This is a genomic window from Spinactinospora alkalitolerans, assembly GCF_013408795.1.
Taxonomy (GTDB): domain Bacteria; phylum Actinomycetota; class Actinomycetes; order Streptosporangiales; family Streptosporangiaceae; genus Spinactinospora; species Spinactinospora alkalitolerans.
The window spans coordinates 4,226,729-4,251,737 of the sequence record NZ_JACCCC010000001.1; the positions used below are offsets into that span (position 1 = coordinate 4,226,729).

General features: G+C 73.0%; 24 protein-coding genes and 1 riboswitch. Of the genes, 8 read left to right on the plus strand and 16 right to left on the minus strand.

Features of this window, described 5'->3' with window-relative positions; all coding sequences use genetic code 11:
- Positions 1-10: 10 nt before the first annotated feature.
- Entirely contained in the window at positions 11-703 is a 693-nt protein-coding gene (locus HDA32_RS18715; protein WP_179644437.1) for a DNA-3-methyladenine glycosylase I, read from the plus strand.
- Here the strand turns inward: HDA32_RS18715 and HDA32_RS18720 are convergent.
- From HDA32_RS18720 to HDA32_RS18735, 4 genes are all read right to left on the minus strand, one after another.
- Entirely contained in the window at positions 700-2,751 is a 2,052-nt protein-coding gene (locus HDA32_RS18720; protein ID WP_179644439.1) for a primosomal protein N', read from the minus strand. The genes HDA32_RS18715 and HDA32_RS18720 overlap by 4 nt on opposite strands.
- A 98-nt stretch (positions 2,752-2,849) precedes the next feature.
- On the minus strand, positions 2,850-3,404 hold the full coding sequence (locus HDA32_RS18725) for a DinB family protein (protein WP_179644441.1): 555 nt from the start codon (positions 3,402-3,404) through the stop codon (positions 2,850-2,852).
- A gap of 59 nt (positions 3,405-3,463) precedes the next feature.
- A complete protein-coding gene (locus HDA32_RS18730; RefSeq protein ID WP_179644443.1) occupies positions 3,464-4,297 on the minus strand; it encodes an SAM-dependent methyltransferase in 834 nt (277 codons plus the stop codon).
- Positions 4,298-4,509: 212 nt separating this feature from the next.
- Positions 4,510-5,844, minus strand: a complete 1,335-nt coding sequence (locus HDA32_RS18735; RefSeq protein ID WP_179644445.1) for an aminotransferase class V-fold PLP-dependent enzyme — start codon at positions 5,842-5,844, stop codon at positions 4,510-4,512.
- A gap of 60 nt (positions 5,845-5,904) precedes the next feature.
- Positions 5,905-6,025: riboswitch (SAM riboswitch) on the minus strand.
- A 246-nt stretch (positions 6,026-6,271) separates the two neighbouring features.
- Here HDA32_RS18735 and HDA32_RS18740 point away from each other — a divergent pair.
- The 7 genes from HDA32_RS18740 to HDA32_RS18770 all read left to right on the plus strand — a co-directional run bounded on the left by HDA32_RS18740 (position 6,272) and on the right by HDA32_RS18770 (position 11,951).
- Positions 6,272-6,637 carry a DUF3870 domain-containing protein gene (locus tag HDA32_RS18740; protein WP_179644447.1) on the plus strand — a complete coding sequence of 122 codons (366 nt, stop codon included), beginning with the start codon at positions 6,272-6,274 and terminating at the stop codon, positions 6,635-6,637.
- 11 nt (positions 6,638-6,648) lie between these two features.
- The gene (locus HDA32_RS18745; RefSeq protein WP_179644449.1) at positions 6,649-7,872 is read left to right on the plus strand and encodes a CaiB/BaiF CoA transferase family protein; all 1,224 of its coding nucleotides are present in this window, start codon (positions 6,649-6,651) and stop codon (positions 7,870-7,872) included.
- 69 nt (positions 7,873-7,941) lie between these two features.
- Entirely contained in the window at positions 7,942-9,132 is a 1,191-nt protein-coding gene (locus tag HDA32_RS18750) for an acyl-CoA dehydrogenase family protein (RefSeq protein ID WP_179644451.1), read from the plus strand.
- A gap of 116 nt (positions 9,133-9,248) precedes the next feature.
- Entirely contained in the window at positions 9,249-9,713 is a 465-nt protein-coding gene (locus HDA32_RS18755; protein ID WP_179644453.1) for a nitroreductase/quinone reductase family protein, read from the plus strand.
- Between the two features lie 132 nt (positions 9,714-9,845).
- On the plus strand, positions 9,846-10,136 hold the full coding sequence (locus HDA32_RS18760) for a hypothetical protein (RefSeq protein ID WP_179644455.1): 291 nt from the start codon (positions 9,846-9,848) through the stop codon (positions 10,134-10,136).
- The gene (locus HDA32_RS18765) at positions 10,133-10,522 is read left to right on the plus strand and encodes a type II toxin-antitoxin system VapC family toxin (protein ID WP_179644457.1); all 390 of its coding nucleotides are present in this window, start codon (positions 10,133-10,135) and stop codon (positions 10,520-10,522) included. Before HDA32_RS18760 ends, HDA32_RS18765 begins: the two co-directional genes overlap by 4 nt.
- Before the next feature lie 193 nt (positions 10,523-10,715).
- Positions 10,716-11,951: a DUF418 domain-containing protein gene (locus tag HDA32_RS18770; protein WP_179644459.1), complete on the plus strand. Its 1,236-nt coding sequence runs from the start codon at positions 10,716-10,718 to the stop codon at positions 11,949-11,951.
- Between the two features lie 124 nt (positions 11,952-12,075).
- On the opposite strand, the gene metK is transcribed toward HDA32_RS18770, so the two are convergent.
- From metK to HDA32_RS18830, 12 genes are all read right to left on the minus strand, one after another.
- Positions 12,076-13,269, minus strand: coding sequence for a methionine adenosyltransferase (metK, locus tag HDA32_RS18775; RefSeq protein ID WP_179644460.1), 1,194 nt, complete (start codon positions 13,267-13,269; stop codon positions 12,076-12,078).
- A 288-nt stretch (positions 13,270-13,557) separates the two neighbouring features.
- The gene (gene coaBC, locus HDA32_RS18780; protein ID WP_179644461.1) at positions 13,558-14,769 is read right to left on the minus strand and encodes a bifunctional phosphopantothenoylcysteine decarboxylase/phosphopantothenate--cysteine ligase CoaBC; all 1,212 of its coding nucleotides are present in this window, start codon (positions 14,767-14,769) and stop codon (positions 13,558-13,560) included.
- Positions 14,770-14,827: 58 nt separating this feature from the next.
- Positions 14,828-15,094 carry a DNA-directed RNA polymerase subunit omega gene (gene rpoZ, locus HDA32_RS18785; RefSeq protein ID WP_179644462.1) on the minus strand — a complete coding sequence of 89 codons (267 nt, stop codon included), beginning with the start codon at positions 15,092-15,094 and terminating at the stop codon, positions 14,828-14,830.
- Positions 15,095-15,240: 146 nt separating this feature from the next.
- Complete coding sequence (gene gmk / locus HDA32_RS18790; RefSeq protein WP_179644463.1) at positions 15,241-15,837, minus strand: guanylate kinase; 597 nt, start codon at positions 15,835-15,837, stop codon at positions 15,241-15,243.
- 341 nt (positions 15,838-16,178) lie between these two features.
- Positions 16,179-16,499, minus strand: a complete 321-nt coding sequence (gene mihF, locus HDA32_RS18795) for an integration host factor, actinobacterial type (protein WP_179644464.1) — start codon at positions 16,497-16,499, stop codon at positions 16,179-16,181.
- Between the two features lie 356 nt (positions 16,500-16,855).
- On the minus strand, positions 16,856-17,557 hold the full coding sequence (gene pyrF, locus HDA32_RS18800) for an orotidine-5'-phosphate decarboxylase (protein WP_179644465.1): 702 nt from the start codon (positions 17,555-17,557) through the stop codon (positions 16,856-16,858).
- Between the two features lie 338 nt (positions 17,558-17,895).
- On the minus strand, positions 17,896-18,843 hold the full coding sequence (locus HDA32_RS18805) for a dihydroorotate dehydrogenase (RefSeq protein WP_179644466.1): 948 nt from the start codon (positions 18,841-18,843) through the stop codon (positions 17,896-17,898).
- A 166-nt stretch (positions 18,844-19,009) separates the two neighbouring features.
- Complete coding sequence (locus tag HDA32_RS18810) at positions 19,010-19,906, minus strand: dihydroorotate dehydrogenase electron transfer subunit (protein WP_179644467.1); 897 nt, start codon at positions 19,904-19,906, stop codon at positions 19,010-19,012.
- A gap of 137 nt (positions 19,907-20,043) precedes the next feature.
- Positions 20,044-23,346, minus strand: a complete 3,303-nt coding sequence (gene carB / locus HDA32_RS18815; RefSeq protein ID WP_179644468.1) for a carbamoyl-phosphate synthase large subunit — start codon at positions 23,344-23,346, stop codon at positions 20,044-20,046.
- A 21-nt stretch (positions 23,347-23,367) separates the two neighbouring features.
- Positions 23,368-23,523: a hypothetical protein gene (locus tag HDA32_RS18820; protein WP_179644469.1), complete on the minus strand. Its 156-nt coding sequence runs from the start codon at positions 23,521-23,523 to the stop codon at positions 23,368-23,370.
- A complete protein-coding gene (gene carA / locus HDA32_RS18825; RefSeq protein WP_179646790.1) occupies positions 23,520-24,698 on the minus strand; it encodes a glutamine-hydrolyzing carbamoyl-phosphate synthase small subunit in 1,179 nt (392 codons plus the stop codon). Before carA ends, HDA32_RS18820 begins: the two co-directional genes overlap by 4 nt.
- An 8-nt stretch (positions 24,699-24,706) precedes the next feature.
- The gene (locus tag HDA32_RS18830) at positions 24,707-24,880 is read right to left on the minus strand and encodes a hypothetical protein (protein WP_179644470.1); all 174 of its coding nucleotides are present in this window, start codon (positions 24,878-24,880) and stop codon (positions 24,707-24,709) included.
- Positions 24,881-25,009: the final 129 nt, after the last annotated feature.

Here is a 25,009-nt window from a genome sequence, read left to right on the forward strand (position 1 = left end):
AGAGAGCCCCATGGACCACAGCCCCTCCGAGAGCCGGGACGACCGTTCCGCCGCGCAGCCCTCCGAGTCCTCCTCCGCCACCGGGGCGGTGGTCGGCGAGGACGGACTGGCCCGACCGCCCTGGGCCGCCACCGATCCGCTGCTGCGCGACTACTACGACACCGAATGGGGCATGCCCGTCCGCGACGAGCAGGGCCTGTTCGAGCGCATCAGCCTCGAGGCCTTCCAGGCGGGTCTGTCCTGGGCGACCATCCTGCGCAAGCGCCCGGCGTTCCGCGAGGCCTTCCACGGCTTCCGCCCCGACACCGTCGCCGCCTACACCGCCGACGACGTCGAACGCCTCATGGCCGACCGGCGGATCGTCCGCAACGAACGCAAGATCCGCGCCGCCGTCGCCAACGCCCGGGCGACCCTCGCCCTGCGCGAGGAGGGCGGCCTGGTCGGCTTCGTCTGGTCGTTCCGGCCCGCGTCCACCCCGGCGCCGCGCACCGTCGAGGAGATCCCCACCCGCTCGCCCGAGTCCACCGCCCTTTCCAAGGCGCTGCGCCGCAAGGGCTTCGCCTTCGTCGGCCCCACGACGATGTTCGCGCTCATGGAGGCCGTCGGCATCATCGACACCCACCTGGTCGGCAGCCACCGCCGCGGCACCTCCGGCGTGTGGCCCGCCCCGGCCAGCGGGGGCTCAGAGCGCGACCGAGGCTAGAGCACCTGCAGCGGGTCCATCCGGATCTGGGCCTGGTGGTCGTCCTTGCGTGCGCTGCGCGCCGCGGCGGCGGCCTGCAGCGCACTGGTGAGGTGCCGGGTGGCGTTCCTCGGCACGCGCAGCAGGGCGCGCTCGACCTGGCCGGTTCCCTTCGGATCCGCGACCGGGACGGGTCCCAGCAGTTCGGCGCCCTCGGGCAGGGCGAGGCCGTCCACGAGCTCGCGGACGCGGGCCGGTTCGCCGGTGACCGAGGCCATCGTGACGGCGGGGGGGAAGCCCAGCTCGCGGCGCTCGGCCAGCTCCCGCTCCGCGAAACCGGCCGGGTCCCAGCGGATGAGCGCCTGGACCACCGGCAGCGAGGCGTCGGCCAGCACCACGACCTGGCCGCCTTCGGTGGCCGGACGGACCAGGGCCGAGGCGTTGCACCAGCGCCGCAGCGCCTCCTCGGCGGCGCGCAGGTCGGCGCGGCCCAGCAGCGCCCAGCCGTCGAGCAGCACCGCCGCGGCGTAGCCGCCGGCGGCCGCGGGCTCCGCACCCGGCGTGGCCACCACCAGCGCGGGCCGGTCCCCGACCTCGGTCAGGATCTCCTCGCGGCCGGAGGTGCGCACCGGGACCGAGGGGAACGCCCGCCCCAGCTCCTCAGCGGTGCGGCGGGCCCCCACCACCGTCGCGCGCATCCGCCCGTGCTCGCAGTCGGCGCACCGCCACTCCCCGGCGATCCGGCCGCACCACCGGCAGTACGGCATCGCGTGCGCGCTGCGCAGCGCGAGCGGCCCCTGGCAGCCGGGGCAGCGCGCCGGTGCGCGGCACCGGGCGCAGGCCAGCGCGTTGAGGTAGCCGCGCCGCGGCACCTGGATCAGTACCGGCCCCTCCTGGGCGGCCTCGCGGGCCACGCGCAGCGCCAGGCTCGGCAGCCGGGCGGAGCGGGCGGCCTCGTCGCGGGCCAGCTCGGCGTCGTCGCCGGCGGCGCGCACCCGCGGGGCCCGGCGGCGCACGAGTTCGCGGTCGGCGGTCAGCGGGTGGGCCCAGCCCGACTCCACGAGCTGGGCGGAATCGGTCGTGCGGGTGAATCCGCCGATCAGCGCGGCCGCGCCGGCGCGGTGCGCGCGCAGCGACAGCACCGTTCGGGCGTGCGGGTAGGGGGCGTGCGGATCGCAGTGGACGTCGTCGCCGTCGTCCCAGAGCACCACCAGACCGAGGTCGCGCACCGGCGCGAACATCGCGGCGCGGGTGCCCACCACCGCGCGGACCCCGCCGCGCAGCACCGACAGCCAGCGGCGGTAGCGCTCGGCCGGACCGAGCTCGGCGGTGAGCGCGACGTGCCGACCGGGGCCCAGCCGCTCGGCCAGCGCAGCGTCCACGGCGGTGACGTCCCTGCCGTCGGGGACCACGACCACGGCCCCGCGCCCGGCGGCGACGGCGGCCGTGACCGCGACGGCGACGGCGTCGCACCAGTCCGCACCCGGCAGTGCGCTCCACACCGCTCGGGGGGCGCCGCCCCCGCCCAGGGCGGTGAGGAAGGCCGGGCCGGCCGGGTAGTCCGACCACGGTCCGGGGTCCGGCGCGTGCGGCCCCGGCTCGTCAGGACCGGGTTCCGCCCCGGTCTCCTTCTCGACCCGGGCGTGGCGCGGCGGGACGGCCAGGCGCAGCACGTCGTTGAGGGTGCCGGCGTAGCGGTCGGCGACGGCCCGGGCGAGCCCGTGGATCTCGGGCGTGAGCACGGGCTCGGAGGAGACGACCTGGTGCAGGTAGGCGAGCTGGCCCTGGAAGTCCGACTCCTCGGCGCGCTCCAGCAGGAAACCGTCCAGGAGCTGGCCGTTGAAGCGCACCCTGACCCGGCACCCGGGCACCGCGGCCGCGTCGAGGGTGTCGGGCACCCGGTAGTCGAACGGCCGGTCGAGGTGCGGCAGCGGGGTGTCGACGACGATCCGCGCGACGGGCAGCTCCGCGGCCGGCCTCCGTTTGGGCGGGGTCTTCCTCCCGGCCGCCGCCTTCGCGCGGGGCACGTCGAAGAGGGCCCCCTCGTCGGGGCGGGGCTGCGCAGTCATCGTGCCAGTCTTATCAGAGCCCGGTGACGAACGGAGCGGGCCCGGCCCTTGCCGCTCTCCCCGCTCTCACCGGCCGCGCAAGCCGCTGAGCTGCGCGATCACCCGATGGCGGCCGGGGAGCCGCCCTTGGCCCGGTAGAGGTCGCGCAGGAGGGCGACCTCGGCGCTGTGGTGGATGAACTCGCGGTTGATGTGCAGGGCCAGCATCGCGAAGGGGAACTCCGCCCACTCCGGCGGTTCGGCGGCGCCCACGGGCGCGGCCAGCGCTTCGGCGTCCAGAGCCGCCACGCCGGTCCGCCACTGCTCGTAGGCGTCGTGCAGCCGGATCAGCGCCTCCTGCGCGCTGCTCGGCCAGACCGCGGAGCGCACGGTCATGCTCCGGTCGCCGAAGTGGTGGTTCACCCGCGTCTCCAGCACGTCGACGATGATGTGGCCGAGCCGCCAGGCGATCGTCGTGACCGGGGGCGGAGCGGGTTCGGGCCACTCCCCGTCGACCGTGAAGGAGCCGTCGGGCCGGCGGCGCACCGACCAGCAGTGCTCGACAGGTTCCCAGAAGAACTCCTCGTCGTCCAGCCCGCGCAGCCGGGGCCACATCGAGGTCTCCCAGTAGAACTCCAGTTGGCCCAGGATCTCGGCGGTCCAGTTCAGCGACATGTCTCTTCCATCTCCCCCGTTGGCTCGGCGCCCGTGCGACCGCGGCGCCGCCCGCTGCTTCAGGTCCGGCGCGCGACCCCGGCCACGACTCCGACCCCGGTGCCGGTGACCTCCTCGTCGGGGTAGGGCCACCAGGACATGTCGGCCAGGCCGGGCTCGATGAGCGCGAAGGGGTCGAACAGGGTGGCCGCCAGCTCCCGGGCGCAGGGGTCGCCGGGATCGGGCGGTGTGCGGGCGATGGCGATGTGGCCGCCCGGGCACATCGCCTCGTGCAGCGCGCACACGAGGTCGCGGGCCGCGTCGCCCTCGAGCCGCGGCGGGGGCGGCTCCGCCATCAGGACCGCGACGGGCTCGGTGAAGTCGATCCGGCCCCGGAGCCGGAGGTCCCCGATGAGGACGGCGGGGTCGGCGCCGTCGGCCTTGAGGACGGTCACGGCCCTCTCGCGCGACGACGCCCGGCCGTGCAGCGACACCACGGGGTCGGTGTCGACGTAGACGACGCGGGCGTCGGGAGCGTGCCGGCGGGCGGCGTGCTGGATGCCGTCGGCGGCCGGGAGCCGGGAGTCCAGGTCCACGAACTGCCGGATGCGCAGGTCGGAGGCGAGGTAGTCGACCACCCGCCACAGGAAGCCGCGTTTGGCCCGCTCGGTCCGCGGCCGCGCCGCCGCGGCGGGCGGCTGCTCCCGCCGGGGCCGCACCAGGTGGTCGTCGATCCGGATGACGCGCGGGCGCGCGTCGCCGGTCTCGGAGGCCTCGCGGCCGCTCCCCCGCGCGGGGGCTCCGTCGCCGCCTCCTGGAGGGCGCCCCGCCGCACCGGCGCCAAGGGCCGACGCGGCCAGGGGCGTCCTCCGGGACGGCCACGCGCCGGGGCCGCCCCCCGGTTCACAAGTCACGATCGCGCTCCCCGAGCCGTTGGCTGGTCGAGGCTCGGCAACGGGAGGGAGGCGTGCGGCTCCGCCCTCCTATTCCCGTGACCCCTTCATTAGCGCTCGATGGTACCGCTTCCAGGAGAAATTATCCGCTGCGAACAAAGGTGGATTATTGACGCCGGTTTCGGGCAGATAATTACTTTTCGTCCTTTTTGAATTCGCGATCGGCGCCGCGGTCAGGACCGCGGGTCCGGGACCGGGGCGATCCGGCCGTCGACGTGGCCGTAGGTCCAGCGCGGGCCGCGCGCGGCGAGTTCGGCCACCGCGCCCACGAGCCGGTCGACGTGCTCCTCGGTGGTGCCCAGCCCCAGGCTCGCCCGCACCGCCTGGGAGTGGGAGGGCGGCAGCAGCCGCCGGGTCAGCAGGTGCGCGCAGAACAGCCCGTCGCGCACGCCGATGCCGTGCTCCGCCGACAGCGCCGCGGCCACCAGGTCGGCCGCCAGCCCGTCCACCACGAACGAGACGATGCCGACGCGGGGGTGGCCGGCGCCCCACAGGCTCAGGTCGTGCACGCCGGGGATCGCGGCCAGGCCGGCGCGCAGCCGGTCCAGCAGGCGCTGCTCCTGCTCGTGCAGGCGGTCCCGGCCGGCCGCCGACAGCGTGTCGCAGGCGGCGGCCAGCGCGACCGCGCCCAGGACGTTGGGGCTGCCGGCCTCGTGCCGCGCCGGCAGGTCGTTCCAGCGCACGTCGTCCTCTGTGACGTTCGCCGTGGCCCCGCCGCCGGCCAGGTAGGGCGCCGCGGCGCGCAGCCAGTCGGTCCGGCCGGCCAGTACGCCCGAGCCGAACGGGGCGTAGAGCTTGTGCCCGGAGAGTGCCACGTAGTCGGCGCCGCTGCTCGACAGGCCGAACGCCCGGTGCGGGACCAGTTGGGCCGCGTCGACGGCGATGCGGGCTCCGGCCGCGTGGGCCACCTCGGTGAGCTCCTCGACCGGCCACAGCTCGCCGGTGACGTTGGAGGCCGCGGTCACGCACAGCAGCCGCGGCCCCTCGGGTGCGGTGCGCAGCGCGTCCCTGGCCGCATCGACCGCGGCGGCCGGGCTCGCGGGCAGCGGCAGCCGGACGACCCTTCCGGCCCTGCCGGCCCGGTGCTGCCAGGGCAGCAGGGCCGCGTGGTGCTCGCCGGAGAAGACGACGACGGTGCAGCCGTCGGGGACCGACCGGGCCAGCAGGTTGAGCGCGTCGGTGGTGCCGCGGACGAAGACCACGGCGTCGTCGCCGCGGGCCCCGACGAATCGGGCCACCGAACGGCGCGCCCGCTCGTAGGCCTCGGTGCTGACCTGGGAGTGGAACCCGGCGCCGCGGTGCACGCTGGCGTAGTAGGGCAGCGCCTCCTCCAGCGCCCGGCGCACCGGGACCAGGCACGGGGCGCTGGCCGCGTAGTCGAAGTTGGCGTAGTCCACGTGCTCCCCCGTGACCAGGGGGATCCGCACGTCGGCCCCCACGACGCCGGTCTCGGGACGCTCGGCGCGGGTGGCGGGGGCAGTGGCGGGGAAATCGGCGACGGCCGTCATCAGGGCACCTCCATGGGGTCGGGGGACCCCAGGGCGCACGGTCGTGCTGCCACGGGACGGGGTCCGCGCTTGTCCGACACGGTTACGGTCGTGTCTTGACCTGGTCCTCACCCGGGGCACCCCACCGCGGAAGGAGGGTTGCCGGCCAGCAAGCCGGGGCTTGACGCTGGCACTCATGACCTGCGCGCCACTATAGCGCACGGCGGAGCGGGCGCTCACGGGGGCGGTTTCCGTCCGGCCGTCCTGCCGCGTCCGCCGGCCGCCCCCGCGCCGCGTGCCGGGGAGATTGACAGCGGCATCCGGGCATCGGCGATACTGGGAGGGCCTGCCCTCCGCTGAGGGCGGCCGGTTCCCCCGGCCGTCCCGCCAGGCGCGAGACTCCAGTGCGACGGAGTATTCGCATGCCCATCGGAGGGACTCGACCATCGTGCACGGACACGACCAGATCCGGCATCTCTTCACCAACCCCGACGTCGTCCTCGTCTCCGGCTACGCCCGGTTGCCCGACACCGTGGCCGGCCACTCGCAGTACGAGCGGCTGGGGGTCGTGCTCGCCGTCGACCTCTCCGACGGCCGGATCGTCGCCGCGGACACCACCCTGCTGACCGACCTCGCCAAGGAGTTCTTCCGCGCCCTCGTCGAAGGGTTGTCGGTCACCGAGGACATCGCCGAGATCGTGCACCGGGTGCAGACCCGCTACGCCGGCCAGTCCGGGGCCGCCCTGGCGACCGCACTGCGCCGCTGCCTCGAGACCTGCTACCAGCTCCGCGACTCCCACGGCCCGAAGGAGTAGTGCACCAGACGATGAGCAGCACCGACGCAAAGCCGCTGACCGGAATCAGGGTCGCCGACCTCTCCAGGGTCCTCGCCGGGCCCTACGCCACGATGCTGCTGGCCGATCTGGGCGCCGAGGTCGTCAAGGTCGAGCACCCCGGGCGCGGCGACGACACCCGTTCCTGGGGCCCGCCGTGGGCCGATGAGGAGGCCGCCTACTTCCTGTCGGTCAACCGGGGCAAGCGCAGTCTGGCCGTCGACGTCAAGGACCCCGAGGCCCTGGACGCCGTGGCGGAGCTGTGCGCGCGCTCCGACGTGGTCGTGCAGAACTTCCGTCCCGGCGTCGTCGAGCGCCTCGGCCTGGGCTACGCCGACGTCAGGCGGCGCAACCCCGGCGTGGTCTACTGCTCGATCAGCGGCTTCGGCCCCGAACACGAACCGGCGGGCCGTCCGGGCTTCGACCTGATCGTGCAGGCCGAGAGCGGCCTGATGGCGGCCACCGGTGAGCCCGGGGGCGCGGCGGCCAAGGTGGGGGTCGCGATCACCGACGTGCTCACCGGCCTGAACGCCGCGGTGTCGATCCTGGGCGCGCTGGTGCGGGCCAGGGCCACGGGCATCGGCGAGCACGTGACGGTGTCGCTGATCAACTCGGCGCTGTCGGGTCTGGCCAGCCTCAGCCAGGGCGCCCTGGTCACCGGCGAGGAACCGCAGCGCTACGGCAACGCCCACGCCACCATCGTGCCCTACCAGGTGTTCCCCACCGGCGACGCCGACATCGTCGTGGCCGCGGGCAACGACTCGCTGTACCGGCGGCTGTGCGCCGTCCTGAACCGGCCCGACCTCGCCGACGACCCGCGCTACGCCACCAACCCGCAGCGGGTCGCCCACCGCGACGGGCTCGTCGCACAGATCTCGGCCGCGCTGCGCGGCCGCACCGCCGAGGAGTGGGTGAAGCTGCTCATGGAGGCGGGCGTCCCGGTCGGCCGGGTGCGCGGGGTGCTGGACGCGGTCCGCGCCGCCGATGCCGCGGGCGACGGCGCCACCGTGGCCGTCGATCATCCGACCGCCGGACCGCTGGAGCTGCTCCGGGCCGGCTTCCGGTCGGCCTCCGCCGGCGGTGCCGAGGAGCCGCCGCTGCCGCCGCCGCTGCTCGGCCAGCACTCCGCGGACGTCCTGGCCGAACTGGGCCTGGCCGAGGCCGACATCGCCCGGCTGGTCGAGCGCGGCGCGGTGCGGCGCGGCGGCGTCCGGTGACGGCCCGGCGCGGCTCCGGCGGCGCCCCCACAGACCCATCGGCATCGAGTGAGACAGGGAAGGAACCCCATGAGTGACCGGCACAAGGCCGCGGCCCCCGACGCGCACGACTTCCTCGCCGTGGACGCCTCGCTGAGCGAGGAGGAGGCGGCCATCCGCGACACCGTCCGCGACTTCGCGGCCAGGGAGCTGCTGCCCAACGTGGCGGACTGGTTCGACGCCGGGACCATCCCCGAGGCCAGGGCGCTGGCCGAGTCCTTCGGCGAGCTCGGTGTGTTCGGCATGCACCTCGAAGGCTACGGCTGCGCCGGGACCAGCGCCGTCGCCTACGGCCTGGCCTGCCGCGAACTGGAGGCGGTGGACTCGGGGCTGCGCAGCTTCGTGTCGGTGCAGGGCTCCCTGGCGATGGCCGCGATCCACAAGTACGGCTCCGAGGAGCAGAAGACCGAGTGGCTGCCCCGGATGGCGGCGGGCAGGGCCGTCGGCTGCTTCGGCCTGACCGAGCCCGACGCCGGCAGCGACCCCGGATCGATGCGCACCAGGGCCCGCCGCGACGGTTCGGACTGGGTGCTGGACGGCGTGAAGATGTGGATCACCAACGGCTCCATCGCCGACGTCGCCGTGGTCTGGGCCGACACGGAGGAGGGCGTCCGCGGTTTCCTGGTGCCCACCGACGCGCCCGGCTTCACCGCCAACACCATCCACAGGAAGCTGTCGCTGCGCGCCTCGATCACCTCCGAGCTCGTGCTGGAGGGCGTGCGGCTGCCGGCCGAGGCGCGCCTGCCGGGCGCCACCGGGCTCGGCGCCCCGCTGTCCTGCCTGAACGAGGCCCGCTACGGGATCGTGTGGGGCGCGGCCGGAGCCGGCCGCGCCTGCTACGAGGCGGCGCTGGACTACGCCTCGACGCGGGTGCAGTTCGGCCGGCCCATCGCCGGTTTCCAGCTCACCCAGCGCAAACTCGCCGACATGGTCGTCGACGTCAACCACGCCAACCTCACGGCGCTGCAGATCGGCCGGCTCAAGGATCGGGGGGCCTGCCACCACAACCACGTGAGCTTCGGTAAGTTCGCCAATGTCGCGGCGGCCCAGCGGGTCGCGCGCACGGCGCGTTCGATCCACGGCGCCAACGGCATCACGCTGGAGTACCCGGTGCTGCGCCACATGGTGAACCTGGAGACCGTCGCGACGTATGAGGGCACCGAGGAGATCCACGCGCTGAGCCTGGGGCAGGCGGTCACCGGCGTCGCCGCGTTCCGATGAGGTCCGGCCGGGGCGGCCCGCGCCGCGGATAACCCCGGCCGAGCCGGGTACCGCAACGCGCGAGGAACTCGGCGCACGCCCCAGAATGGACGGGAGCGCGGACAAGGGAGATGACGATGGCGAACGGGACGAGGCGATTGCAGATGACCAGGCTCAGGCGCACCGCGAACGCCGTCATCGGGGGCTTCCTCAAATACGGGTACGGCCCGCCGGAGATGCACCTGCTGACCACGCGCGGGGCCAAGTCGGGGTTCCTGCGCACCACGCCGGTCAGCCTGGTGGAGAACAGCAGGGGCCGCTTCCTCGTCGCCCCCTACGGCCCGGTCGGCTGGGTGCACAACATCCGCAAGGACGGGTTCGCGACCCTGCGCCGGGGCGGCTGGATCGAGCTGATCAGCGTGCAGGAGGTCTCCTCGGAGCGGGCCGGGCCGGTGCTGCGCGAGTACCTGGACCACCCCAGGGCCGTCGTCGTCGGCCCCCACTTCGACCTCGGCCCCGACTCCTCCGAGGCCGACTACGTCGAGGCGGCGGGAGGCCACCCCGTGTTCGAGATCGTGCGCAGCACCATGATCCGGATTTGACCTTTCCCCGCGGTTTCCGGCGATTGGGCATCCCCGGAGCAGGGGATGCCCTTTTCGCCGGGCTTTTTGGGCTCGGCCCAATAGCATTCGAACCCATCGGCAGCCACGCGAAGCGCGGAAGGAGGTGACACTGTGGACGACATGGCACCCATCGAAATCCGGGGACTGTCCCCGTATGCTCGCGAAAACATCCGCCGCAAAGCGGCGGCCGCGCACATGTCACCAGAGGACTACGTGCGTGCACTCGTCGAGGCGGACGCCCGCATCGAATCTGAGACCGTGTACTTCAGCATGGCCGACGACGAGTATCAGCGCGTCAGTGATGCCGTGCTCGACGAGATCGCCGAGCACCGGAAACAGATCAAGAGTGAGATCACGAACGAGGACATTCTGGCCGCTCTGCACGAAGGGCGGCGCGGGTGATCGTCGTCGATACCTCCGCGATCATCGCGCTGACCATTCATGAGCCGAGAGGCATGGCCGTCGAGGCCCGACTGCGCGGCCGTCGCATGTACGCGCCGCATTTCGTCGACCTAGAGGTGGCCAACGTACTGCGCGGTTTGCTGATGGGCGGCAAGCTCACTCTGCCCCCGGCCGAACAGGCACTGCACGATTTCCTGGCCATGCCGGTCGAACGCCGCGATCTCGGGCCCCTTATCAGCAGGGTCTGGGAGCTCCGACACAACTACTCGGCATACGACGCCGCTTACGTCGCCCTGGCCGAGAACCTTGGAGCCACTCTCCTGACCACCGACGCCAAGCTCGCCCGAGGGACGGGGGCGCGCTGCCCCATCGAGCTGGTCTCCTGAACCGTCCCGCCCTTTTGGCCCGGCCGGATACACCGATCTGCGCCGGGCATCCGACCCCGAACGCCTACATCCAAAGCAGCATCTCCATTTCCGCTGCGTGCAGGAGGCGGCCGCGCCCCTTGGGCCGCGACCATCGGAACGGAGCGGGCACGACGCGTGCCCGACCGGCCGATGATCATGGGGGAGCTCGACGATGGACACCACCGCGCAACGGGTCGCGGACCGGGCGCACGCCGCGCCCGCGGGGCGCCTGCCGCTGCTGGACGTGCTGCGCGGCGCGGCGATCCTGGGGACGCTGGCCACCAACGTGTGGATCTTCGCCGGCCCCGGCGGCGACGCCGGCCCGCTCATCGACACCGGGGCCGCGGCCCCGGCGGCAGCGGAGCTGCTGGAGGCGCCCACGGCGGCGGGCGTCGCCGAGTTCCTCTTCCGGTTCGCCGCCAACGGCAAGTTTCTGGCGCTGCTGACGCTGCTCTTCGGCGTCGGCCTGGCCATCCAGTTCCGCTCCGCGGCCAAGCGGGGTTCGCGCTGGCCCGGCCGGTACAAATGGCGCGCGCTGTTCCTGCTGCTCGAAGGCGCGCTCCACTTCACCCTGGTCTTCGCCTGGGACGTCCTCATGGGCTACGCCGCCACCGCGCTGCTGGTGGCGTGGCTGCTCACCCGCTCCGAACGCGCGCAGCGGATCGTCATGTGGGCGCAGGCCGCGCTGCACGTCGCGTTCATGGCGGCGCTGACGGCGCTGCTGTACGCCCCCGCCGCATCGCCGCCGCAGGACACCGCTCCGCCGCCGGGCACTGCGGACGTGGTGCGGCTCTACGTCGAGGGCGGCTACCTCGACCAGGTGCTGTTCCGGCTGGAGAACTTCGCGGTCCTGCGCATCGAGCCCGTCATCACCTTCCCCCTGCTGGTGTTCCTGTTCCTGCTGGGCGTACGGCTGCTCCGGGCCGGGGCCTTCGACCCGGACGACACCGGACGCCGGCTGCGGGTCCGCATGCTCGCCTGGGGGCTGGGGATCGGCCTCCCGCTGAACCTGGCCACGGCGCTCCTGGGGCCGAACCTCTTCCTGATCGACCGCTACGTCTGCGCCCCCGTCCTGGCGCTGGGCTACATCGGCCTGATCGGCGTGCTGATGGACCGGGTGCGCCGCCCGGGGACCGTCACCGCGGGCCTGTCGGCGCTCGGCCGCACGGCGATGTCGGGCTACGTCCTGCAGAACGCGCTCTGCATGCTCCTGTGCTACGGCATCGGCCTGGGCCTGGCTTCGAGGTTGGCCGGAACCGGCCCCTGGTGGGTGCTCGGCCTGTGGGCCGCGGTGAGCCTGACCCTGCTGGTCGCCGCGCCGCTGTGGCTGCGCCGCTTCCCCCAGGGCCCGCTGGAGGGCCTGCAGAAGTGGGTCCTGACCCGGATCCCGGACCGGTCGCGGCGCTGACCGGCGGCCCGTGTGCGGCCGCGACCGGCCCGGGCCGCACGGGCGAAGGCCCCTGCTCCTCCTCGGCGGGAGGGGCGGGGGCCTTCGCCCGTGTCGTCGTTCGTCGTCGTCCGCTGTCGGTCCCTCAGGCCCCCACGGCCGACTTCAGGGCCGCGGCGCGGTCGGTCTGCTCCCAGGTGAACTCGGGCAGCTCGCGGCCGAAGTGGCCGTAGGCCGCGGTCTTGGAGTAGATCGGGCGCAGCAGGTTCAGGTCGCGGATGATCGCGGCCGGGCGCAGGTCGAAGACCTCCTGGACGGCCTTCTCGATCACGTCCGGGGCGACCTGCTCGGTGCCGAACGTCTCGATGAAGACGCCCACCGGGTGGGCCTTGCCGATCGCGTAGGCGACCTGGACCTCGGCGCGGTCGGCCAGGCCGGCGGCGACGATGTTCTTGGCGACCCAGCGGGTGGCGTAGGCGGCGGAGCGGTCGACCTTGGACGGGTCCTTGCCGGAGAAGGCGCCGCCGCCGTGCCGGGCGTATCCGCCGTAGGTGTCGACGATGATCTTGCGGCCGGTCAGGCCGGCGTCGCCCATCGGGCCGCCGATCTCGAAGCGGCCGGTGGGGTTGACCAGCAGGCGGTAGTCATCGAACTCCAGCCCGTAGCTCGCCACGACGGGGGCGATCACGTGCTCCTTGACGTCGGGGGCGAGGAGCTCGTCGAGGTCGATGTCGGGGGCGTGCTGGCTGGAGACCACCACGGTGTCCAGGCGGACCGGGGTGTTGCCGTCGTACTCCACCGTCACCTGCGTCTTGCCGTCGGGGCGCAGGTAGGGGACGGTGCCGTCGCGGCGGACGTCGGAGAGCCGCTGGGAGAGCGCGTGCGCGAGCTTGATCGGCAGCGGCATGAGCTCGGGCGTCTCGCGGTTGGCGTAGCCGAACATCAGGCCCTGGTCGCCGGCGCCCTGGCGGTCGAGGTCGTCCGTGCCCTTCTCGGCGCGCGTCTCGTAGGCGGTGTCGACGCCCTGGGCGATGTCGGGGGACTGGGCGCCGATGGAGACCGAGACGCCGCAGGAGGCGCCGTCGAAGCCCTTCGCGGAGGAGTCGTAGCCGATCTCCAGGATCTTCTCGCGGATGATGCTGGGAATGTCGACGTAGGTCTCGGTGGTGACCTCTCCGGCGACGTGTACCTGGCCGGTGGTGATCAGGGTCTCGACGGCGACCCGGCTCCCGGGGTCGTCCTTGAGCATCGAGTCGAGGATCGCATCACTGATCTGGTCGGCCATCTTGTCGGGGTGGCCTTCGGTGACCGACTCGGAGGTGAAAAGGCGACGGGACACGTTGAGTGACTCCTTGCAGCGGCTGCTGGCTGACAGTTGTCGGTGCGGAACGGTGCTCGGCGGGAGGCGGGGTCGCTCCCGTCGAAAACCGACCGGCGCGGTTGGTTTCCGGGTCCACTGTAGTGGGACACCCCCTGCCGCTGTGAAGACGCGGTACTCCGGAGGGCCCGCTGCAGCGCCGTTCCGTTGGGCTGCTCGGGACCGTGCGAACGGCTCTCTTCGCTGGACAGGACCCTTGTAGGGTACTGCGGCGCCCCAGCGAGACAATCGCAACCCTACCCATGGGTATCAAGAGGCCAACCGCTCCCCCACCAGATCCCACACGCGGTCGGCGAGGTCCTCCTTCGGGCCGTGCGCGATCTCGGTGGCCGTCCCGTCCGCTCCGAGCACGACGGCCTGGTTGTCGGCGGTGCCGAACGCGCGGCCGCCGCCCACCTGGTTGACGACCAGCAGGTCGCACCCCTTGCGCGCGAGTTTGGCGCGGCCGTGCTCCAGCACGTTGTCGGTCTCGGCCGCGAAGCCCACGATCACCTGGCCGGCGTGCGCGCGCTCCCTGCCGAGCTCCAGCAGGATGTCGGGGTTCTCCGTCAGGGAGATCGGGCCGGGGGCCGCACCGGACTTCTTGATCTTGCTCGCTGCGGCCGCGTCCGGCCGGAAGTCGGCGACCGCAGCGGCCATCACGACGACGTCGGCCCCGGCCCGCCCGGCGAGCACGGCCTCGCGCAGCTCCCGCGCCGAGCCGACCCGCACCACCTTCGCGCCCGCGGGGTCGGGCAGCGCCACGTTGGCCGAGACCAGGGTGACGCTCGCGCCCCGGGCGACGGCGGTCGCGGCCAGCGCGTAGCCCTGCAGGCCCGAGGAGCGGTTGCCGATGAAGCGCACCGGGTCGATGGCCTCGCGGGTGCCGCCGGCTGAGACCACCACGTGCCGGCCGGCCAGGTCGGAGTCGAGCGCCCCCCGCCGCAGGACCCGCCGGCCGACCGCGAACAGCTCCTCCGGCTCCGGCAGCCGCCCGCGCCCGGTGTCGACGCCGGTGAGGCGCCCGACGGCGGGGTCGATCACGATCGCGCCGCGCGAGCGCAGGGTCGCGACGTTGGCCTGCGTGGCCGGGTGCTCCCACATCTCGGTGTGCATCGCCGGGGCGAACACGATCGGGCAGCGCGCGGTGAGCAGCGTGTTGGTGAGCAGGTCGTCGGCCAGCCCGTGGGCGGCCCTGGCCAGCAGGTCGGCGGTCGCGGGGGCGACGAACACCAGGTCGGCGCGCTGGCCGATCCGCACGTGCGGCACCTCGTGCACGCCGTCCCACACCCCGGTGGCCACGGGCCGTCCGGAGAGCGCGGCCCAGGTGGGTTCGCCCACGAACCGCAGCGCGTCGGCGGTGGGCACCACCTTGACGCCGTGCCCCGATTCGGTGAAGCGCCGCAGCAGCTCGCAGACCTTGTAGGCGGCGATTCCCGCGCCGACTCCCAGGACGACCTCAGGCGTGTGTTCAGTGCTCACGGTGGGACTTTAACGAAGCCGCCCCGCCCGGACGCGGGCGGGGCCGGGGCGGGAGCGCCTAGGCGCCCTCGTAGGGCTCCGCGTTCAGCAGGCGCTCCTTGGTCTCGCGCAGGGCGATGGACAGCGCCTTCTCCTGGACCTGGGTCTCCACCAGCGGCCCGACGTACTCCAGCAGGCCCTCGCCCAGCTGGGCGTAGTAGGCGTTGATCTGCCGGGCACGCTTGGCCGCCATGGTGACCAGGCTGTACTTGCTGTCGACGACCTCGAGGAGCTCGTCGATCGGCGGGTTGGTGATGCCTTCGGCGACGGGCTGCGTGCCTGCCACGTTGCGTACCCCTAGACGGTTGGCCGGCCCCGTTGCGGGACCGTGGGATGGTTTTTCGAGGTCTCGACGCCGACCGGCGGGACCGGGGCGTCCGCCGTGCCCGACGGCCGCCGCGCGCCGCGGTGTCCGGCGCCGGCGCACCGGTATCACACCGATGGCGCGAGTATCAACGCTAGCAGCTCGTCGCAGACATCGCGCAACGACGTGTTGACGAGCGTGGTGTCGAACTCCTTCTCGGCGGCGAGTTCGATGCGGGCGGTGTCGAGGCGGCGCTGGACCACATCGGACGATTCGGTGCCGCGCCCGGTGAGCCTGCGCACCAGCTCCTCCCACGAGGGCGGGGCCAGGAACACCAGGTAGGCCTCCGGCATGTTCGAGCGCACCTGCCGGGCGCCCTGCAGCTCGATCTCCAGCAGCACCGGCTCGCCGGCCGCCAGCCGCCGCACGACCGGGCCGCGCGGCGTGCCGTAGCGGTTGCCCGCGAACTCCGCCCATTCCAGGAGCTCGTGCCCGGCCACCAGGCGGTCGAACTCGTCGTCGGAGACGAAGTAGTACTCGACGCCGTCGGTCTCGCCCGGGCGGGGCTTGCGGGTGGTCACCGAGATCGAGAGCCACACCTCGGGGTGCCGACGGCGGATCTCCTTGACGACCGTGCTCTTGCCCACTCCCGAGGGCCCTGACAGCACCGTGAGCCGCTTCGACGGGCTGTTCGGGCTGACGTCGGTTCCGGGCTCAACAGGCACTGATCTCAGACTCTCAACTACCCCGGGCGGGCGGTTCGGCGGCGGTCGTCGCACCGGCGCGGCGCACGCGGTGCGCGGCGCACGTTCTCGGGCCGTGCCGCACGCCCGGGCGCCGGGCCGCGCCGCGGCCGATCGCGCTCGCGAGCGGGTCGGTGCGTGGGTCTTTTATACCACCGTGCCGCGGTGCGACCGGGCGGACCGCGATCGTGAGAACGCTCCCACCCGGGGCCGCACCGCGGCATCGGACACTCGACCGGCGGCCGGGACCTCGGGGATCCCGGCCGCCGGTCACCGGGCGGGGCGTCGGTGCTCACCGGCGACCCGCCCCGGCGTCGACCTGACTACTCGGCGCCGCCGAACTCGCGCTCCAGCGCGGCGCGCTGGTTGGCGCCCAGGCCCCGGACGCGCCGGGACTCGGCGATGTTGAGGCGCTCCATGATCTGCTTGGCGCGGACCTTGCCGACGCCGGGGAGCGACTCGAGCAGAGCGGAGACCTTCATCTTGCCGATGACGTCATCGTTCTGGCCGTCCGCGAGGACCTCGGCCAGCGAGACGCCGCCGTGCTTGAGTCGGTTCTTCACTTCCGCGCGCTCTTTTCTGGCCTTGGCGGCTTTTTCCAGAGCGGCGGCGCGCTGTTCAGGTGTGAGGGGAGGAAGGGCCACGCCGGGTCACCTCGGTTTTCTCTCGTTTGCGGAGGGCGGACGCCTGCGCAAGTTAGTAGGTTCCGACCCTGTTCGGCAACGCAAAGTGGCTTTTCAAGCGCTATTTCATCCAACTAATTACGCTTAGTCATCATGTGATTGCAGACGGCTTCCAAAATCGGGACTTTGGTCCCTGCCACGGACGCGAGCTGGAAGAAAGCCCCAGGACCCGCCGGATCGTGACCTTCACCACGTCGCCGCCCTTCGTCCGCTTTTCGGATGAACCATTTCAATCGCCGCTAAGGTCCTAAATCAGCGTCAGCCCGCGTCGATCAGCGTTCATGGATTTCCCAAACCGCCTCGCGACGGTCCCGGTCTCAGGCCGAGGTCGCCTCCGCCCGCCGCAGCGCGCCGGCGATCGAGGCCGCGGCCGCGCCGGGGTCGGCCGCGCGGGTGATGGGGCGGCCGATCACGAGCAGGTCGGCGCCCGCGGCGAGGGCCTCCTCCGGGGTGGCCACCCGCGCCTGGTCGCCCTTTTCCGCGCCCTGCGGGCGGACACCGGGGGTGATCAGGGTGATGTCGGGGCCGACCTCCGCCCGCAGCGACGCGGCCTCGTGCGGCGAGCACACCAGCGCCCTGGCGCCGGACTCGACGGCGAGCACGGCGAGCCGCCGAGCGGCGTCGGAGGCCGGACCGCGCAGGCCCACCTCCTCCAGCGCGGCGTCCTCCAGGGAGGTCAGCACGGTGACCGCCGCGATCCTGGTGTCGGGGGCCGCCTCGACGGCCGCCCGGATCATGTCCCGCCCGCCGGCGGCGTGCACGGTCAGGATCGAGGGCTTGAGCCGGGCGACGGCGCGCGCGGCGCCCGCCACGGTGGCGGGGATGTCGTGCAGCTTGAGGTCGAGGAAGAGCGCGACCCGGTTGGCGCCGCGCATGGTCGTGATGACCTCGGGGCCGTAGCGCAGGTACAGCTCCAGCCCCACTTTCACCGTGCTGACGTGGGGGGCGACCGACGAGGCCCAGCGGGCTGCGGTCTCGATGTCGGGTGCGTCTATGGCGACGGCGATGGGCGCGGCCACGGTGGTTCTCCTTCGGGTCACGGGTGAGCGAAATGGCACGGGCCGCCGGGGCGGCGCCGTCTTGGGACACGCGGTTCACCGCCGCTGACGCGGCGACCCCGTGCGGTCGTGAGCGCGGGCACAACGGCACACCACTGCCTGCGGTTCCCCGGTTTCGCCGGATCATGCCTGCGACGGGCGGGACGACGCCCGTATTCGGGTGGCCGGGCACGCGGCCACCGATTGACGGATTCCAAGGGGCCCTGAGAAGGCCGTGGAGGCCACAGAAACCCCGGAGGGTCCCCCAAGGTTACCCCCACGGGCGCGGTGCGCCAGGAGCTGTTTGAACGCCGTCCTCCTCATCGTCCCAGCGCAGCGCCCATGGGGCGGTGGGCGGCGCCCACGAGATCGGACACCCGGGCGACGCCGTGCTCCCCCAGCGCCTCCTCGAACTCGCGCAGGATGCGGACGCAGGCCGAGGGATCGTGGAAGATGACCGTGCCCACGGCCACGGCCGAGGCCCCGGCGAGCACGAACTCCAGCGCGTCGGAACCGGTGCGCACGCCGCCCATGCCGATGATGGGGACATCGGGCAGCGCGGCGTGCACCTCGTAGACGCAGGCCACGGCGATGGGGCGGATCGCGGGTCCGGAGACCCCGCCCATGCCGCCGGCCACGGCCGGGCGCATCGTCGCGGTGTCGATGGACATCCCGCGCACCGTGTTGATCATGGACAGGCCGTCGGCGCCGGCCTCCACGCAGGCCCCGGCCAGCCCGACCAGGTCGGGGACGTCCGGCGAGAGCTTGGCGAAGACCGGGATGTCGGAGCGGGCCCCGGAGCGCACCGCGCGCACGGCCTCGGCCGCGGCAGCGGGGTCGTCGGTGAAGTGCCGGCCGCGGTCGGCCAGGTTGGGGCTGGACAGGTTGACCTCGATCACGCTGACGCCGGGGGCTTCGGACAGCCGCCCGGCCAGCTCGGCGTACTCGGCGCTCCCGCCCCCGGCCACCGAGACCACGGCCCGGCCGCCGCGCGAGAGCAGCCACGGCAGGTCGCGCTGCAGGAACACGTCGATGCCGGGGCCCTGCAGGCCGATCGCGCTGAGCATGCCGCTGGGGGTCTCGGCCATCCGCGGCGCAGGCCACCCGGCGCGCGGCTCCAGCATCACCGACTTGGTGACCACGGCGCCGATCCGGGCGACGTCGAAGAACTGCGCCAGCTCCCGGCCCGCGCCGGCGCAGCCCGCCGCCGTCATGATCGGATTGGCCAGCTCCACGTCGCCCAACCGGACCCGCAGGTCGGGACTCATCCCCGACGCCCCTTCCGTCCTCGCCTCGTCACCGCCGGCCTCCCCGGCCCGCTGATCGCCCTCCTGCGCTCCCCCGGGCTCCGCCGGCGCGGCCGGGAGGAGGGGGAGGGCCGTCTCCGGCATGCCCCGCCACCAGGTGACGCCGGGTGTCGCGCCGGCCACGGCCTCAGCCGGCCTCACGAGCGGAGACGGGGTCGTCGCCGCCCCGCGCCTTCCACCCCGGCGCGCCCAGCGCGTCGAAGGGGATCGTGCCGACGTCGTCGAAGCGCACCCGTTCGCCGCGGAACACCGGGCCGTCGACGCAGGAGCGGACCATCCGGGTGATGCCGTCCTCCCCCACCACGGGGACCACGCAGGTCATGCACACCCCTGTGCCGCAGGCCATGGTCTCCTCGACCGAGACCTGCACCGGGATGTCGTGCCGCATCGCCATGGCGCTGACCTCCCGCAGCATCGGCATCGGCCCGCACGCGTAGACGACGTCGGAGCGCGCGTCCTCGATCACCTGCGGCAGGGCGTCGGTGACCCGGCCGCGCACGCCGAAGGAGCCGTCGTCGGTGGTGAACGTGGCCGTCTCGGCGACGCGGCGCGCCGTGATGGCGCTGAACACCCGGTCGGCCGAGGCCGCGCCGAGCACGAAGTCCACCCGGCAGCCCCGCCCGCGCAGCGTGTGCGCCAGCGGGAACAGCGGGGCGCTGCCGTAGCCGCCCCCGACCAGGACGCAGTTGACGGGGTCCCTCGGCAGCGGGAACGGCCGCCCCAGCGGCCCCACGATGTCGAGCAGGTCCCTGGACCGGCGCTCGGCCAGCCACGCGGTGCCCCCGCCGCGCACCGCGAAGAGGAACTCCACGGTGCCCCCGTAGTCGGGCTTGACGTCGTGGATGGCGAACGCGCGGCGCAACAGCATGCCGGACTGGTCCCCGCCGACCGCCACCGCGATGAACTGCCCGGAGCGGAACCGCTCGGCGACTCCGGGGGCCACCACGGTTATGGCATGGTAGGCGTCGACCCGCCGCACGGTCAGTACCGGGCTGCGCATCTGCACCGGTCGGAAGTCGCTCACCCGTGAGGCTCCTCTTCTCGATGTTGCCGCGGCCCGGTGGGGGCCATCATGCGCGGGTGCGGGCGCCGGCGCAATCGCCGACACCCGCGCCTCCCTCGGTCGCGCCGCCACCGGTCGGGGCCCGCGCCCCGCCCCGGTCAGCCCGCGGCGCCGCGCAGGTGCTCGGCGTGCTCCTGCAGGGAGCGCACCCCGATGTCACCGCGCACCAGCGACTCGATCCCCTGGACCGCGGCGGCCAGTCCCTGCACCGTGGTGACGCTGGGCACGCCGCGGACGACCGCGGCGGTGCGGATCTCGTAGCCGTCCAACCGCGGGCCGGACTGGCCGGCGCCGCCGAACGGCGTGTTCACGATGAGGTCCACCCCGCCGTCGTGGATGAGTTGCACGATAGTGGGTTCCCCGTCCGGACCGGTCCCCTCGCTGTGCTTGCGGACCACCTGGGCCCGCACCCCGTTGCGGCGCAGCACCCACGCGGTGCCCTCGGTGGCCAGGATCTCGAAGCCGAGGTCGGCCAGCCGCTTGACCGGGAAGATCATCGTGCGCTTGTCCCGGTTGGCCACCGAGACGAACACCCTGCCCGCCTTCGGCAGCGACCCGTAGGCGGCCAGTTGCGACTTGGCGTAGGCTGCGCCGAAGTCGGCGTCCAGGCCCATGACCTCGCCGGTGGAGCGCATCTCCGGGCCGAGCACGGTGTCGACGCCCTGGCCCTGCCGGTCGATGAACCGATTGAACGGCAGCACCGCCTCCTTGACGGCGAGCGGGGCGTCCATCGGCAGCGTGCCGCCGTCGCCCTCGGCGGGGAGCATGCCCTCGGCGCGCAGTTCGGCGATGGAGGCGCCCAGCATCACCCTGGCCGCGGCCTTGGCCAGCGGGACCGCCGTGGCCTTGGACACGAACGGCACGGTGCGCGAGGCGCGCGGGTTGGCCTCCAGGACGTAGAGGACGCCCGAGGCGAGCGCGTACTGCACGTTGAGCAGGCCGCGCACGCCGGTGCCGCGGGCGATGCCCTCGGTGGAGTAGCGGATGCGCTCGATGTCCTCGTTGCCGAGGGTGATCGCGGGCAGCGCGCACGCCGAGTCGCCGGAGTGGATCCCGGCCTCCTCGATGTGCTCCATGACGCCGCCGAGGTAGAGGTCGGTGCCGTCGTAGAGGGCGTCGACGTCGATCTCGATCGCGTCGTCGAGGAACCGGTCGACCAGCACCGGGTGCGAAGGACTGACCTCGGTGTTGCGCTGGATGTAGTCGCGCAGCATGGCCTCGTTGTAGACGATCTCCATGCCGCGGCCGCCCAGCACGTAGGACGGGCGCACCAGGACCGGGTAGCCGATCTCGTCGGCGATGGTCTTGGCCTCCTCGAAGGACTGCGCCATGCCGTGCTTGGGTGCGGGCAGGCCCGCCTCGTCGAGGACCCTGCCGAAGGCGCCGCGGTCCTCGGCGAGGTCGATGCTCTCGGGGCTGGTGCCCACGATCGGCACGCCGGCCGCCTTGAGCTCGCGCGCCAGGCCCAGCGGCGTCTGCCCGCCGAGCTGCACGACCACGCCCACGACCTGGCCGGTGAGCTGCTCGGCCCGGACCACCTCCAGCACGTCCTCCAGCGTCAGGGGCTCGAAGTACAGCCGGTCGCTGGTGTCGTAGTCGGTGGAGACCGTCTCGGGGTTGCAGTTGACCATGACGGTCTCGTAGCCCGCGTCGGCCAGCGCGAAGCAGGCGTGCACGCAGCTGTAGTCGAACTCCACGCCCTGGCCGATGCGGTTGGGCCCGGATCCCAGGATGATCACCTTGGGCCTGGCCCCCTCGGGGACCTCGGTCTCCTCGTCGTAGCTGGAGTACAGGTAGGGCGTGCGGGCGGCGAACTCCGCGGCGCAGGTGTCCACGGTGAGGTAGACCGGGTGGATGCCCAGCGCGTGCCGCAGCTCGCGCACGACCTCCTCGGACTTGCCGACGACCTCGCCGATCTGGCGGTCGGAGAAGCCCAGCCCCTTGGCCGAGCGCAGCAGCCCGGCCTCCAGCTTCGGCGCGGCGGCCAGCTCGCGGGCCTGCTCCTCCAGCAGCATCAACTGGTCGAGGAACCACGGGTCGATCCGGGTGGCGGCGTGCAGCTCGGCCACGCTCGCTCCGGCCCGCAGCGCCTGCTGGACCTGGTGCAGCCGGTGCTCGGTGGGTGTGCCGGCCGCTGCGAGCAGCCCGGCCTTGTCCCCGGGCTCGCCGGCCCAGGTGAGGCCGCCGCCCTTGCGCTCAAGCGAGCGCATGGCCTTCTGCAGCGCCTCGGGGAAGGACCGGCCGATCGCCATGACCTCGCCCACCGACTTCATGGTGGTGGTCAGGCCGGGGTCGGCGCCGGGGAACTTCTCGAAGGCGAAGCGCGGCACCTTGACCACGACGTAGTCGAGGCTGGGCTCGAAGCTGGCCGGGGTCTCGGCGGTGATGTCGTTGGGGATCTCGTCGAGGGTGTAGCCGACGGCGAGCCTGGCGGCGATCTTGGCGATCGGGAAGCCGGTGGCCTTGGAGGCCAGGGCCGAGGAGCGCGAGACCCGCGGGTTCATCTCGATGACGATGATCCGGCCGGTCTCGGGGTGCACCGCGAACTGGATGTTGCAGCCGCCGGTGTCGACGCCGACCTCGCGGATGACCGCGATGCCGATGTCGCGCAGCCGCTGGTACTCGCGGTCGGTGAGCGTCATGGCCGGGGCGACGGTGATGGAGTCGCCGGTGTGCACGCCCATCGGGTCGAGGTTCTCGATGGAGCAGACGACGACCACGTTGTCGTTGGCGTCGCGCATCAGCTCCAGCTCGTACTCCTTCCAGCCCAGGACCGACTCCTCGAGGAGCACCTCGGTGGTCGGGGAGAGCGCGAGGCCCTGGCCGGCCATGCGGCGCAGCTCGGCCTCGTCGTGGGCGAAGCCGGAGCCGGCGCCGCCCATGGTGAACGACGGGCGCACGACCACCGGGTAGCCGAGCTCCTCGGCCGCGGCCAGGGACTCGTCCAGGGTGTGGCAGATCCGGGAGCGGGCGGACTCCCCGCCGATCTTTTCGACGATGCGCTTGAAGGCGTCGCGGTCCTCCCCTGACTGGATCGCCTCGATGTTGGCGCCGATCAGCTCGACGTTGTACTTCTCCAGCACGCCGGCCTCGTGCAGCGAGACGGCGGTGTTGAGCGCGGTCTGGCCGCCCAGGGTGGGCAGCAGGGCGTCGGGGCGCTCCTTGGCGATGATCTTCTCGACCATCTCGGGCGTGATCGGTTCGACGTAGGTGGCGTCGGCGAACTCGGGGTCGGTCATGATCGTGGCCGGGTTGGAGTTCACCAGGATGACGCGCAGGCCCTCGGCCTTGAGCACCCGGCACGCCTGCGTGCCGGAGTAGTCGAACTCGCACGCCTGGCCGATGACGATCGGCCCGGAGCCGATCACGAGGACGGATGACAGATCACTACGGCGCGGCATTGTTTCCTCGAAAGATGACGGTTAGGCGGAGCTCGCGACGATGAGCGCGATCGCACCACAGAAGACGGTGAGGCCCAGGACGGCCAGGAGAATCAGGACGAGCGGCTTGGCCGACTCCGGTCCGGAGTCGTCCTCGGGGCGGCCGGAGGCGGGACCGCGGGGGTCCGCGCCCGTCATCCGGCCGCTCCCGCGGGCACCGCGCCCTTCGCCCCGGCCATCAGGTCGCAGAACGCGTCGAACAGCTCGGCGGCATCGTGCGGGCCGGCCGCGGCCTCGGGGTGGTACTGGACGCTGAACGCGGGCCGGTCCAGCAGCCGCAGCCCCTCCACCACGTTGTCGTTGAGGTCGACGTGGCTGACCTCGGCCCGGCCGTAGGGCGTGTCGAACGGGCCGTCGGTGGGCGCGTCGACGGCGAAGCCGTGGTTGTGGCTGGTGACGTGCACCCGTCGGGTGTGCACGTCCCGGACCGGCTGGTTGACGCCCCGGTGGCCGAAGCGCAGCTTGTAGGTGCCCAGGTCCAGCGCACGGCCGAGGATCTGGTTGCCGAAGCAGATCCCGAACAGCGGCCTGCCCGCGGCCAGGACCCCGCGCATCGCCGCGACGGCGTCGTCGGCGGTCGCGGGGTCGCCGGGGCCGTTGCTGAAGAACACGCCGTCGGTGTCGAGGGCGAGGATCTCCTCGGCCGTGGCGGTGGCGGGCAGCACCCGAACCTCGCAGCCGCGCTCGGCGAGCCGCTGCGGGGTCATGGCCTTGATCCCGAGGTCCACCGCCGCGACGGTGAACCGGGTCGGCACGCCCTCGGGCGGATGCACCGTGTAGGGCTCGGCCGTGGTGACCTCGGCGGCGAGGTCGGCGCCTGCCATCTGCGGGCTGGCGCGCACGCGCTCCAGCAGCCGCTCGGGGTCGCGCTCGGTGGTGCTGATGGCCGCGCGCATGGCGCCGCGGTCGCGCAGGTGCCGGGTGAGGGCCCGGGTGCCGGGCATCGCGATGCCCACGACGTCCTGGCGGCGCAGCTCCTCGTCCAGGGTGCGCTGGGCGCGCCAGTTCGAGGGGATGCGGGCCGGCTCGCGCACGACGTAGCCGGCGACCCAGATCCGGCCGGATTCGGGGTCGTCGTCGTTGACGCCGGTGTTGCCGATGTGCGGCGCGGTCATCGCCACGATCTGGCGGTGGTAGGAGGGGTCGGTGAGCGTCTCCTGATAACCGGTCATGCCGGTGTTGAACACCATCTCACCGAACGTCTCGCCCCGGGCTCCGAAGGACCGGCCGTGGAACACGCGGCCGTCCTCCAGCACAAGGATCGCCGGAACCTGCACGTCGTCTTTCTCCTCTGTCGGACGGCCGCCTGCCATCTGTTCGCTCACCGCTCCTCACTCACTCCGCCGCCGAACGACATGGCGCTACGCGCAGACACGACCGACGGCTCCGCTCGCACCGTCGGGATCACTCCACCGTCCTCCAGCACAAGGATCGCCGGAACCTGCACGTCGTCTTTCTCCTCTGTCGGACGGCCGCCTGCCATCTGTTCGCTCACCGCTCCTCACTCACTCCGCCGCCGAACGACATGGCGCTACGCGCAGACACGACCGACGACTCCGCTCGCACCGTCGGGATCACTCCACCGTCCTCCAGCACAAGGATCGCCGGAACCTGGGAGTCTGCT